The sequence below is a fragment of the Jeongeupia wiesaeckerbachi genome (assembly GCF_050916355.1).
Lineage (GTDB): Bacteria > Pseudomonadota > Gammaproteobacteria > Burkholderiales > Chitinibacteraceae > Jeongeupia > Jeongeupia wiesaeckerbachi.
Window position 1 is genome coordinate 80,290 of sequence record NZ_CP136946.1, and the last position, 13,277, is coordinate 93,566.

9 protein-coding genes are annotated in these 13,277 nt (G+C 57.5%); 7 read left to right on the top strand and 2 right to left on the bottom strand.

The window, feature by feature from the left end; genetic code table 11:
* Positions 1-439 precede the first annotated feature (439 nt).
* Positions 440-1,291: a helix-turn-helix domain-containing protein gene (locus R0382_RS00385; RefSeq protein ID WP_432721499.1), complete on the top strand. Its 852-nt coding sequence runs from the start codon at positions 440-442 to the stop codon at positions 1,289-1,291.
* A 63-nt stretch (positions 1,292-1,354) separates the two neighbouring features.
* Here the strand turns inward: R0382_RS00385 and R0382_RS00390 are convergent, their stop codons facing one another.
* A complete protein-coding gene (locus tag R0382_RS00390) occupies positions 1,355-2,203 on the bottom strand; it encodes an AraC family transcriptional regulator (protein WP_432721500.1) in 849 nt (282 codons plus the stop codon).
* Positions 2,204-3,185: 982 nt separating this feature from the next.
* On the opposite strand from R0382_RS00390, the gene R0382_RS00395 reads away from it, so the two are divergent.
* Together R0382_RS00395 and R0382_RS00400 are read left to right on the top strand one after the other, a co-directional pair.
* Positions 3,186-4,124: a phytanoyl-CoA dioxygenase family protein gene (locus R0382_RS00395; RefSeq protein ID WP_432721501.1), complete on the top strand. Its 939-nt coding sequence runs from the start codon at positions 3,186-3,188 to the stop codon at positions 4,122-4,124.
* 65 nt (positions 4,125-4,189) lie between these two features.
* Positions 4,190-5,545 (top strand): MATE family efflux transporter, encoded by a 1,356-nt coding sequence (locus tag R0382_RS00400; RefSeq protein ID WP_432721502.1) that lies wholly within the window; start codon positions 4,190-4,192, stop codon positions 5,543-5,545.
* A gap of 272 nt (positions 5,546-5,817) precedes the next feature.
* Here R0382_RS00400 and R0382_RS00405 read toward each other — a convergent pair whose 3' ends face one another.
* Positions 5,818-8,691: an autotransporter domain-containing protein gene (locus tag R0382_RS00405; RefSeq protein ID WP_432721504.1), complete on the bottom strand. Its 2,874-nt coding sequence runs from the start codon at positions 8,689-8,691 to the stop codon at positions 5,818-5,820.
* 46 nt (positions 8,692-8,737) lie between these two features.
* Between R0382_RS00405 and R0382_RS00410 the strand changes: the two genes are divergently transcribed.
* From R0382_RS00410 to R0382_RS00425, 4 genes are all read left to right on the top strand, one after another.
* Entirely contained in the window at positions 8,738-9,259 is a 522-nt protein-coding gene (locus R0382_RS00410) for a hypothetical protein (RefSeq protein WP_432721505.1), read from the top strand.
* A 203-nt stretch (positions 9,260-9,462) separates the two neighbouring features.
* Positions 9,463-11,190, top strand: coding sequence for an ABC transporter permease (locus R0382_RS00415; RefSeq protein ID WP_432721507.1), 1,728 nt, complete (start codon positions 9,463-9,465; stop codon positions 11,188-11,190).
* A gap of 13 nt (positions 11,191-11,203) precedes the next feature.
* Positions 11,204-12,496 (top strand): ABC transporter ATP-binding protein, encoded by a 1,293-nt coding sequence (locus R0382_RS00420; protein WP_432721509.1) that lies wholly within the window; start codon positions 11,204-11,206, stop codon positions 12,494-12,496.
* 194 nt (positions 12,497-12,690) lie between these two features.
* Complete coding sequence (locus R0382_RS00425) at positions 12,691-13,221, top strand: glutathione peroxidase (RefSeq protein WP_432721510.1); 531 nt, start codon at positions 12,691-12,693, stop codon at positions 13,219-13,221.
* Positions 13,222-13,277 lie beyond the last annotated feature (56 nt).

Below are 13,277 nucleotides of genomic sequence, written 5' to 3' on the forward strand. Positions count from 1 at the left end.
TGTTTCTTACGAACAAGATTTGATTATCAAATAACAAACTCAATAAAAGCCATATAAAACTTACTAAAAAATCCAGTTTGACCCGTTTTAGATGAAACTTTGTCTCAGATTGAAATGACAGGATAAGTTACATAAATTTACAATCAACGCCATTGTAGTACCGATATTTACGTCAGATTCAATCGTTAATTACTTGATTTTTTACTTACAACCAATGAATTTTATGGTTGGCAAAACTCAAGCACCACCGCGAATGTGCTCGCAAGCAAGCTGCCTACGATTTCTCGCTGAGGTGAAATGGATGAGTGATGCAGTGCGAACGATTACTGCCCATTTCGATGATTCTCTTCCGAAACTCATCGTCAGGCACCAATGATGAAGACTGATGCTGCTTAGAAATAATTCTTTGTTGAATAATGCAATGCAAGATTTCCATATCATGAAATCCGACCGCCTAGAGAGTCCAGAAGATTTTCCTAGTCTGCGCCGCATCGACTTTGACGATTATGAGCAAGATCTATCCATCAAAATAGGACGTGCCCTGGAAGAAATACGCGGCCGACTCAGCGTGAGTCAGGCCAGCATGGCACACGGTTTCGGAGTCACCGTAGGTCAATACCGGAAGTATGAAGCAGGGATCGATATGCCGAAGCTGCATGCATCCGCACGTTGGTCGATCATATCGGGCGTTCCGATCGCTATGCTGTTCCACAAGACTCGTTATGTGGATTTTCTGGAAATCAATGAGTGTGATATCGAGCTTATACCGCTTTATCACACGATCGCCAATGCGACAGACCACGTATTCTACTCTGGTCTAAAACTGGTTTTTCAGGATAGCAGCTGGCCTGTGCAGGAAGAACTCCGCCAATGCACCGCTCTTGATTCTTCGCTCGATGGCATTGGCGAACAGTATTGCCAAGTACTCTCCAAAAATCTTGAATCCGCCCGAGCCTCTCTTGCCCTAGGCAAGGCCGATATGGCTGAGTGGCTTGGAATAGCAACAAACACATACTCAAGGTATGTTTGCGAATCCAAAAAAGGCAGCATGCCCGTCTACTTGTATGCTCGGATCGCCGCTGTTTCCGGGGCCAAGCAATCCTGGGCCATGTGCGGCGAAACCACCTACTCCAAGCTGGCACTCAAAAGAGATATCCGAATCCAAATACTGAAAAGCCTCCTCTCCATCGAGAAAGGAGGCCGGCTTCAGGCGATCAAGGGACTATTCTCGCACATCGGTCTGAACTTATCGATGTACAACAACCCCGCCATGCCCATGCTCAACCACTAAGCCTGTAACCTGCATGACTATCTAACTTGCACATTTAGACCGAATACATCACAACACCGGCCACTAAATTAGTTTCTTCATTTCGTTTCTGTAGATCAACGGCGTCATGCCTGTTTCCGCCATAAATGCCCTATAGAAATTGCTGGGACTATTGAATCCACTCTCGGCACCAATTACTGATGCTGGCTTGGCACTGTATAATAAAAGGTTGCAGGCATGCTCAATACGATATTTTGTCAGCATTTCCGAGAAGCAGGTATCAAGACTCAAGCGCAACAGCCGTTTTAATGAAGAATCGCTCAAATTAGATGCCATCGACGCATCCGATAACGTGATTTTTCGGGTGAAATTCTTGTTGATGAAATCAAGGGCAGCCTGGAGACGGGCATCTGCATGAAGATGACTCTGCTTGACCCGTTCCGCCCCATCACTCAAGCGCGATCGCCTTTCCACTTTACCCAGAATACCGAGAATTGACATCGCCCGTTCCAACTCAGGCTTTTCGTGGAGTTGCTCAAACTCTACAGATAATTCCATTGCCAATTCCGGACCAAAAACAATACTGGCCCTTATCCCTCTCAACCAACCGTACAAGAATCCAGCCTCCGGAAGCCCATTATTGGACAAGGCTTCGATCCATTGCGGATCAAAAAAAATGACGTGAACGATTTTTTTCACGCCTGATTTTGGAGAATCCCAGCTGTGCGGTTGATTTGGAGCAATCAGTACCAGATCTACATCTGTGCACCGTGCAATTTCACTGCCAATATATCTGGAGCCGGCACCATTCTGAGTAAAGGTAAGCTCAAACTCTGGATGGTAATGAAGGTTGACGGGAATCTCATCAACTTCATAACGAAAATACCTATAGCGCGTTGTATCCTGGCCGCTTAGCCATTCACGTTTCAGCATAAATCTTTACCACTTGATTCATTACTTAAAAGCACCGACCCAAAAACACAATATTTGCACTGCTTATTTTTCAAAACCACCTCTTTCAAGAAGCAAGCCTCGGTGAAACATTACCGCCAAACTGGCGACCAGCGTAGCCCTTCAGCAAATAGCGGCACCTACCTAATTCCCCAGAAATCAGCGGTTAAATTGATCAAGCCGCTTCGTTCAGCTAAAAACATTAAAGCGCCAAAAGAATCGATGCACAACGAGGGTCAGCCATATCAGCCCCTTGGCTTGTACATCCGTCAACACCGGGAGCATGCAATTGGCATGGACTCTAGTTGCAAACTAGAACATTGTCAATGAAAGACACCACCGGCAATCGCACTCAAAAAATAAAATTGTGTGTAGTAATGCAGCAATCGACTACACGATCGATGCGTAATCATTGCGCCTGCTTCTATCGTCGTCTGCCAACACACATTTGCGATGAAGATGGCGGTTCCAGCCCCGCAAGGACTGTACCGACCTTGTCGTACTTTCTCTGCGTAGCAAGGTCCTGCTTTGAGCGCAGGCCCAATCCTGGTCGTCAACTCGGCATCGCAAAAGCACGTATCAGCACATGACCGCAATTGCTGTTGGATCCAAGCTCCGGCAAAGGCCCGCCCGATGAGCGTTGCCGTCTTTTGCCTGCAATGCCAGCTCCGATGCGGGTCTGCGGTCCTCCTCATCGAGCAGCACCCCGACCACAAAATCCTTCACGCACTCATAGGCAGCCCCCTGCTTTCAATAGCGCCGATTTGACCGAATAATGAATGCCATATTAAAAGATTGAAAAATTATAAAGACTTTACCATTTCAAAAAAATGAAAGAATAATGACCAAATCCAAGCGCTCACCAGAAAGTACCAATTTTCACAAAAAACAATACACTTTCCATCGTTTCAATTTTCGGCCTGTAAATTTACGATTGCATCCGACATAAACCAAGGAGAAAGCAATGAAGTCCTTCCAGGCTGAAACAAAAAATGCAGGCCATTCCGGTTTTTCCAGGGAAATGCTGGCTGAAAAAATGGAATTTTATCGGCAGCAACTCGATGAAAACGGCTATGTCGTCATCGAAGGCTTGATCGATTCGATCAAATGCCAGAACTCCATCGATGCGATTTGCGATTTCATGCAGGTTGAACAGTTTGATCGGCATACCTGGTACAAGGATGCACCGCTCAATTCGATTGGTCTCGTGCCGATGCATCAACACCCGGCGTTCTGGGCGATTCGTCAGGATGAGGTTGTCTATGATGCGTTTTCCGGTTTGCTGGACGAAGAAAAGCTCTGGGTCACGATGGATCGCGCCTCGTTCAGACCGCCTTGCCGCTATGATCTGGAAAAGTATGGTGATGACGCCAACTACATGCACTGGGATTACGATTTCCGCAAATCGGCCCGTAACATGTTCCAGGGGCTGATTTACCTCGCCGATACCGATGCAACCCAAGGGGCATTTTCATGCGTCCCTTCGGTGTACAAGAAAATCCGCGCAGGTGAATACGAACACTTCGATCAGTTCGACAAGTTCACGAAGAAGGGCTTGTTCCTGTCGCACGCTCAGGAATTTTCGGACAAAGACATTGTGCCGATTGCCGCTCCGGCAGGCAGCCTGATCATTTGGGATTCGCGTCTGCCCCATGGTTGCGTCAGCAATCATTCGCCAATGCCGCGCTTTGTCCAATTCATCAGCATGTATCCGTCCGGCGACTCGGAGTCCAGCTCGGCCAAGATCGAAGATGACCGCGAATCCCGCATTCAGTGCTTCAACGACAAGCGGGCGCCGGAGTGCCATCGCGGTCTGAATGGCCAACATGATCCGGAAAGGCATGAACGATTCGAACTCAGCGAGCTCGGCAGAAAGCTGGTCGGCTTCGATCACTGGGAATAACACGGTTTTTTGATTGTCACCAAAGCATGCATGCAAATGCATGCTTTTATATTTGGAGAAATACTTTGGCTGTCGCTTTTGAATCTGATGTTTTAAAGAAAGGGCTGGTCAGGCTGACGTTGCCGATCTTCATCGAACTGCTCTTTACCTACATGATTACGTTCACGGACGTGTTCTTCCTCAATCATGTCTCCGAAACATCAGCAGCAGCCGTCGGCACGCTGATGCCCATCATTGTCATTCCCATCGTCATTCTTCATTCACTGGCGATTGGCACGATGGGGGTGATAGGCATTGATCTAGGTGCAGGAAACACTAAAGGCATCGAGCGGAAGTATTTCTATACGCTGCTGTTCAACATTGCCTTCGGCTTGATCATTTTGATGTTTTATCTTGCCACGCACAATCTCATCGGCCCGACCATGGGTATGGATGAGAACATGAGTTCGCTCGCGGCAGCGTTCCTGCTTATTTTCTGCCCATCGTTCCTGTTGAAATCCATCCATATTGCTTATGGCAGCATTTTGAACGTAAATGGCTGGACGAAGCAGAACATGTACGCCACGGTAGCGTCCAACCTCGTCAATATCGTGTTGAACTATGCCTTCCTCGTGCACTGGATCGACATCGGCCTGTCGCCGATCCAGAATGTGGCGCTTTGCTCGACCATTTCCTACCTGTTTGGCTTGTTGCTCGTCATCTATGCCGCCCACGTATCGAAAGGCATCCGGTTTGATATCAGCCTTGATTTCAGCGACTTCCTTGGCTTCATGAAGCGTGTCTTCAAGATTGGCGGCCCGGCTACCGTTGAGCCGCTGTCTTATGAGTTGAATCGATTCTTCATCACCGTGCTCGTGGTATCGCTCGGCGCAATTGCGTTGTCCACGCGGATTTACACGCTGAATCTGATTCTTCTGGCCGTTATCTTTTCCCAATCCGTCGGCGTGGGTAATCGTATTCTGGCATCGCACCATATCGGTGCGCGCAGTTTCGACAAGCTGCAAAAGCAGATCCTTGAGAGTTGCATTTTGAGTGTCGGCATCAGCGTAACGCTGCTGTTCGTGACCTGGGGATTTTCCACGGTCGCATTCAGCATTTTCACCAAAGATCCGCAAATTCTCGCTCTGGGTGCACAGTTGCTGTTGATTGACCTGCTTCGGCATCCTGCCGGCGCGGTCAATATGGTGATCGTCAATACGCTCGTGGTTTCTGGCGATTCCAAGTTCCCGGTGACGCTCTCGGTCGCCAGCATGTGGTTGGTTTGCCTGCCGCTGGTGTATCTGTTTGCGATCCACCTGGGTTACGGCTTGATCGGGGTGTGGCTTGCCTTGCTGGTGGACGAGTATCTGCGCTGCGCGATGAACACCATCCGCTGGCGCACCGGCCAATGGCAGCAACACGCCGTTGCCATGGCGGCCTGATCGCACACCGCTGAGCTGTCGTGTAATGCCCGATCCGTTCGATCCCTCGGGCTAGCCGCAAATGGGTATTACGCAGACCGGGCGGGACATCACAAGCTGGTGTCCCGCCCCGCCTTTTGTCCGCCCGCTGAATACCGCGCGGCGCATGTGTATCCGGGGCAAGTAGCGCCGGGCGCTCGCAGATCGCCCCGCATCAACCGGCATCAACGGTGACAAAAAAAACAGCGGCTTAGCCTTGGGGCTAAGCCGCTGTTTTGTCTGCTACCGAAGGATCAGAAGCTGTGCGACAGGTAGAGCCTGCCGGTCCACACGTCCAGATCGTTCTGACCGATGCTTTCGTAGCCGATGCTGGCCTCGAACATCGTTGCGGCTGACCACAAGGTACGGATGCCGATGTGTGCCGAACCCGACCACGGGCCGGTTTTCATCTGGCCAAGATCGCCGGTCATCACCATGCCATCGTTGGCGCGCTCGAACTCGTACTTGATCGAGGCGTCGGCGTACGGCATGTAGCGCAGGCCGTTCTTGCCCTCGAAGGTGCGGTTGAACTCCGAGCCAAACTGCAGATAACCATAGTTCGAGCTGCTGCCGTCGTTGTCGAACGCCCAGTCGCGGCCCAGCACCGTCCCGTTCATCTGGTAGGCGCCCGAACTGTTATGCCCGTAGTACAGCGACAGCTTCGGCCGGACGTAGGTCTCGCCATACAGATACTGGCCAGTGCTATTCACCGAGGCGGACCACTGTGTCGCCGTGTAGTCGCCCGAGAACATCAAGATGCGCTGTTCGTAATCGGTACGGCCATAGGTCAGCGATGCGTCGGCGACCCAGTTCTCGGCGTACTGATACGCCGCGTACGGACCGACGGTAAAGCCATTCGACTTCAGTTTCATATCACCGTCGAACTGCTCGCTGCGGCTGTTCTGCATGCCGAACATCCCGCCAAGCACCACGCCATTGTCGAGGCGGCGGTCCACGCCCACGGTCAACGAATACGAATGACCGCTCAGATCGAGCCCGTAGCGCTCGTCCGAGATCTTCGTGTAGCTATTGTCGACCCAACCGTTCCAGTTGCTCTCGACTGGCAACTCGCGGCCCGGCGTTTCCGGTAGCGCTTGCGTGCCGGCCAGATTACGTTCGATCCGCTCGCGCTCATCGGTGCGGATGCAATCGAGCGGCCGCTGCTGGCCCGCCGCCGTCGCGGCCTGATCCTCAGGCGTTGCCGGGCACGGCTCCGCGTAGCGCGTCGCGCCTTCGGTATACGTGCGCATCCGGTCGGCCTGGTCCGTTGCGGCGGCGCCCGGCAGCTGTGCAATCTGCCCGCCTCCGTCCGGGAGCCGCGCATTCGGAGCAACGGGAAGCGTCGGCATGACCCCCTCGGGCGGCTGAACACCACCCGGTACCGTTGGCGTCAGACCTTGCGGCGGCGGCAACGTACCCACCGGTGGCTTTACCCGATCTGGCAACTTCCAATTACCGAACGCCGGACGCGACGGCATCAGGCCTTGTGGCGGCAGCGGCTGAACGCCGCCCGGCAACGTCGGCGTGATTCCTTGCGGTGGCAGCGTACCAATCGGCGGCTGGACGCCACCCGGCAGCGACGGCGTCAGGCCTTGCGGCGGCAGCGTACCAATCGGCGGCTGAACGCCACCCGGCAGCGACGGCGTCAGGCCTTGCGGCGGCAGCGTACCAATCGGCGGCTGAACGCCACCCGGCAGCGACGGCGTCAGGCCTTGCGGCGGCAGCGTACCAATCGGCGGCTGGACGCCACCCGGCAGCGACGGCGTCAGGCCTTGCGGCGGCAGCGTACCAATCGGCGGCTGAACACCACCCGGCAGCGACGGCGTCAGGCCTTGCGGCGGCAATGTGCCAATCGGCGGCTGAACACCACCCGGCAGTGTCGGCGTCAAACCTTGCGGTGGCAACGTGCCAATCGGCGGCTGAACGCCACCCGGCAGTGTCGGCGTCAGGCCTTGCGGCGGCAGCGTCCCAATCGGTGGCTGAACGCCACCCGGCAGCGACGGCGTCAAGCCTTGCGGTGGCAGCGTGCCAATCGGCGGCTGAACGCCGCCCGGCAGCGAAGGCGTCAGACCTTGCGGCGGTTTCCCCGGACGCGACGGTGTCAGACCTTGCGGCGGCAGCGTCCCAATCGGTGGCTGAACGCCACCCGGCAGCGAAGGCGTCAGACCTTGCGGCGGCAGCGTCCCAATCGGTGGCTGAACGCCACCCGGCAGTGTCGGCGTCAGGCCTTGCGGCGGCAGCGTGCCGATCGGCGGCTGAACGCCGCCCGGCAGCGAAGGCGTCAGACCTTGCGGTGGCAGCGTGCCAATCGGCGGCTGAACACCACCCGGCAGCGACGGCGTTAAGCCTTGCGGTGGCAGCGTACCAATCGGTGGCTGAACGCCACCCGGCAGCGAAGGCGTCAGACCTTGCGGCGGTTTCCCCGGACGCGACGGTGTCAGACCTTGCGGCGGCAGCGTACCGATCGGCGGCTGAACACCGCCCGGCAGCGAAGGCGTCAGACCTTGCGGCGGTTTCCCTGGACGCGACGGTGTCAGACCTTGCGGTGGCAGCGTGCCGATCGGCGGCTGAACACCGCCCGGCAGCGATGGCTTCACACCCTGAGGCGGTTTCCCCGGCAGGGTCGGCATCACCCCCTGCGGCGGAGCAACCGGCAGCGTTGGCATCATGCCCTGCGGCGGCGGCGCGGGAGGCACGGTGCCACCGCCGTTGCCACCACCATTACCGTTGTTACCGCCGCCATGATGGTTGCCGTTGTCACCACCGCCACCACCGTTGCCGCCGCCATTCCCTCCGCCGTTACCATTGCCGCCATCACCCCCGCCCGGCGGGCGGAGAAACGGTGGCAGTTGATCCGGCAGCGATGGCGGTTTGAAATTGGGGGGGAAGGTAATCCTGCCCGGCTGCTGATTGGCAGAGTCAACAAACCGGCGGTCATTCACCGAGGTCTGGGCGTTTTCATAGTTGTACAGAATGTGCGTGCCGCCCCATTCCGCCTGCTCGGGCGAGACGGTGACATGCAAGCCCGGACGATTTTGCGTCCAGCGGTCATACGGCTGGTTGGTCATCGCGGAGCTGACATCGAATTCGCCCGGAGACACCTTGGAGAGCCAGACCGAATGCTTCAAATCCGAGGTTCGGCCCAGGAAATAAATTCTTCCGCTGATATCGCCGATGCAATTGGTACACGTACCGGCCCACGCTGCGGCAGGAATGGCGGAAATGGAAATCGCCAATACCGTCGCCCGCGTCACCCCGGAAAGTTGCTCCAATGCACCATTCGAATTCTTGTTGCTTGCCATAAAAAACCCTTACCAGTCGATCGAGAGCCATCTTGTTCGCATGCTGAGTCGTCCAGCCCTAGCCCCCACTGAAACAGTGGACTTCGGGCAAGGCATGGCCCCATGCACGTTTATCGTGATCAGCCTATCACACAAAAAAACATCGATTTTTATGCGCAGTGCGCAGCGTTGTCCGCTGGAAACATCGCTTTCCACCCCAAAAACGATGCCATGCCAATACCCGTTTCGGGTAACAACAAACCAATCAATGCGCTACACCAACGACAACGAGTCAAAATTGACCCTTAAATCAGCGCACCCAAGTGATGCGGAATATTTACCATTGCCAAGCCAACAACGCCAGAAAGAAAATGATAATAATGGGGTAAATTTACACAGCCATTTCATTTGGTAACAAAACACCCTCTACCCGCGCCTGAAACAGGCGCTGCACGCGTGTCGCGCGTACGCATTGTTGCAATTGAACTGTGCGATCTTACCGTTTGAACCGGGCCTGCCGGCCAACGCCAGCGCCACTCGAACGTTTATATTGATGATCGATCAGGACCGAGCCGCCAAGCCCGCGCCCGCCCCCCTCAACTTGCCCAGCGACCGCGCATGATTCGTTTCCAATATTTTCCCCGTCAGGTCGTCGACGCCGGCGGTAACCGCTGGGACTGGGCCTTGCTGCCTTTGGTTCTCGCGACCCTGGTCCTGCTCGCCTACGGTGCGCGACAAATGATCGCGCCTTACCAGATCGGGGCGGTGCTGCCGATCTCGCTCGACCCGACCTCGCTACCGTACTACCTGCTGCGCACCACCTTGCGGATGTTCATCGCACTCGCCGCGTCGTTGCTGTTCAGCTTCATTTTCGCCGCCCTCGCCGCCAAGGTCCGCGTCTGCGAAAAGGTGCTGGTGCCGATGCTCGACATCCTGCAGTCGATTCCAGTACTCGGCTTCCTGTCGATCACCGTCACCGGCTTCATCGCACTGTTTCCCGGCAATCTGTTCGGGGTCGAATGCGCGGCCATTTTCGCGATCTTCACCTCACAGGCATGGAATATGGCGTTCTCGCTGTATCAGTCGATGCGCACGGTGCCGAACGAATTGTCCGAAGCGGCGCGCGTATTCCAGCTCTCGGGCTGGCAGCGCTTCTGGCGGCTGGAGTTACCGTTCGCGATGCCGCAGCTGTTGTGGAACATGATGATGTCGATGTCCGGCGGCTGGTTCTTTGTCGTCGCGTCCGAAGCGATCTCGGTCTCAGGTCAGGACATCAAGCTGCCCGGCATCGGTTCCTACATTGCCGCGGCGATCGATGCGCGCGACCTCGGGGCGATCGGCTGGGCGATCGCGGCCATGGGCATCGGCATCCTGCTGTATGACCAGCTGTTCTTCCGGCCGCTGCTCGCCTGGGCCGACAAGTTCCGCTTCGAGGCCACCGGCAGCGACGCAGCGCAGTCGTCGTGGCTGCTGACGCTGCTACGCCGCACCGACGTGATCCAGAAAGTGGCGCGCGCCGGAATCGCCGTGTTCGAGCGCAGCTTCACCTGGTTCCGCAAGACGCACGACGGCACATCGATCCTCGCCCGCGCCCGGCCTGCACCGGCCTGGCAGTCGCGCGCGGCCGACGCGGTCATTGCGGCGCTGGTGCTGATCGCGCTGTGGCAGCTGTCCGGCTTCATCCATGCCGAAGTCGGCTGGGCTGAAACCGGCCACGTGTTCGTGCTCGGTTTCTACACGCTGATCCGGGTCCTGCTGCTGATCGCGCTGGCCGCGCTGGTCTGGGTGCCCGTCGGCATCTGGATCGGCCTGAACCCGCGCTGGGCCGATCGCTTGCAGGCCATCGCGCAGTTCCTCGCCGCCTTTCCGGCCAATCTGATGTTCCCGATCGCCGTGCTGGCCATCGTGCATTTCGGCCTGAATCCGAACATCTGGCTGGCGCCGCTGATGGTGCTCGGCACGCAGTGGTACATCCTGTTCAACGTCATCGCCGGCGCATCGACGGTGCCGACCGAACTGCGCTACGCCGCGCAGAACCTCGGCCTCTCCGGCTGGCTCAAGTGGAAGCGCTACCTGCTGCCGGCGATCTTCCCGAGCTTTGTCACCGGCGCGATCACCGCCAGCGGCGGCTCGTGGAACGCCAGCATCGTCGCCGAGTTCGTCTCCTGGGGGCCGACGACACTGCAGGCGCAGGGCCTGGGCAGCTATATCGCGCAGATGACCGCCGCCGGCGATTTTCCGCGCATCGCGCTCGGCATCGGCGTGATGTGCGTGTTCGTGATGGGGCTCAACCACTTCGTCTGGCGCCGGCTGTACCGGATCGCCGAATCGAAAATGCATTCTTGAAAGATCGAAGACCATGACCGAAAAACTGATCGAACTGAAAAACGTCGGCAAATCCTTCCGCTCGGCCGATGGCGCCGCGCGCACCGTGCTATCGGGCGTCGATTTCACCCTGGGCGACGGCGAGATCGTCGCGCTGCTCGGCCAATCCGGCTCGGGCAAATCGACGCTGCTGCGCATCATGGCCGGGCTGATCAATGCCGACGGTGGCGACGTCAATTATCGTGGTCAGCCGCTGTACGGTCCGGCGCGCGGCATCAGCATGGTGTTTCAATCGTTCGCGCTGTTCCCTTGGCTGACGGTGCAACAGAACGTCGAACTCGGCCTCGAAGCGCAAGGCGTCGCCGCTGCCGAGCGTGCGCGCCGTGCCGAGGCGGCAATCGACATGATCGGCCTGTCGGGCTTCGAGGGCGCGCTGCCGCGCGAGCTGTCGGGCGGCATGCGCCAGCGCGTCGGCATCGCCCGCGCCTTGGTGATGGAGCCCGACGTGCTGCTGATGGACGAAGCGTTCTCGGCGCTCGACGTACTCACCGGCGAACAGCTGCGCGACGACATGCTCGAGCTGTGGGAAGGCAAGACCACGCCGATGAAGGGCATCCTCGTCGTGTCGCACAATATCGAGGAAGCGGTGATGATGGCCGACCGCGTGCTGATCTTCGCCAGCGACCCCGGCCGGGTGCGCGCCGAGCTGCGCATTCCACTGCCGCGCCCGCGCGACGCCGACAGCCCGCAGGTGCGCTCGCTGATCGACCAGATCTACGCGCTGATGACCGCCAAGGCGCCGCGCCGCGCCGCCGAGGAAACGCGCCTGACTATCGCGAGCCGCCTGCCCGAGGCCGACGTGCACCGGATGGAAGGCGTGCTCGAACTCCTGATGGAACCACCGTTCAACGGCCGCGCCGACCTGCCGAAACTCGCCGAAGACACCGAGCTGACCGACGACGAGCTGCTGCCGCTGACCGAAGCGCTGCATCTGTTTGGTCTGGCGCAACTGGCGCACGGCGACGTCGTCGTCACCGCGCTCGGCCAGCGCTACCTTCAAGCCGACAACACCGAACGCCAGCGGCTATTCGGCGAACAGCTGCTCGCCCACGTGCCACTGGCCGCGCACATCCGCCACAGCCTGCGACAGGAAAACGATGGCGAGCTGCCGGAAGAACCCTTCCTCAAGCTGCTGCGCGAATCGTTGCACGCCGAGGAAGCCGAACAGGCGCTCAAGACCGTGATCGAATGGGGCCGCTACGGCGAGGTCTACGAATACAACTACCACACCGGGATGATCCAGTTGCCCGACGTGGACGCCGGCTGAGCGCGACAGGCGCTGCAGGCGGCGTGGCGCTTGCTCGTCGTACTTGCACGCACTACCGCCGCTTCGGCGCCTAAAGGGCCCCTTGGCGGCACCGTGACCCTGGGGTTTGGCTCGCCGCGGCTTTCGGCTTCCACCCCGTCATTGTCGCCCGCATGACGCCGGCGTAGGCTGAACCGATGTTCACGGAGATCACCATGTTCCGCTTCATTCCGGCCCTGCTGTTCGGCCTCGCCATCGGCGCAGCCCAAGCGGCGTGTCCGCCGCTGCTCAACCATCAGTTCAAGACCCTGCAAGGCCAGCCGTTCGACCTGTGCCAGGCCGCCGGCAAGCCCGTACTGGTCGTCAACACCGCGAGCAAATGCGGCTTTGCGCCGCAATTCGAACAACTCGAAAAGCTCTACGCCAAATACAAGGATCGTGGACTGCTGGTCGTCGGCTTTCCATCGAACGATTTCAAGCAGGAACTCGAAACTAATAAGGAAATCGGCGACTTCTGCCGGCTGACTTATATGGTGCAATTCCCGATGATGGAAAAATCGGCGGTGCGCGGCGACGACGTCAATCCCTTCTACCGCGACCTGATCAAGGCCAGCGGCACCACGCCGAAATGGAACTTCTACAAATACCTGATCGCCCCGGACGGCAAAACCGTCACCGCGTATACGCCGATGACCAAGCCGGATGACAAGGAGATTGTGGGCAAGATTGAGGGCTGGTTGCGCTGAGCAGCACTCCGCACAGCCCAAAGCCCCGCATAGCGGGGCGTTGGTCGTGACCTCTG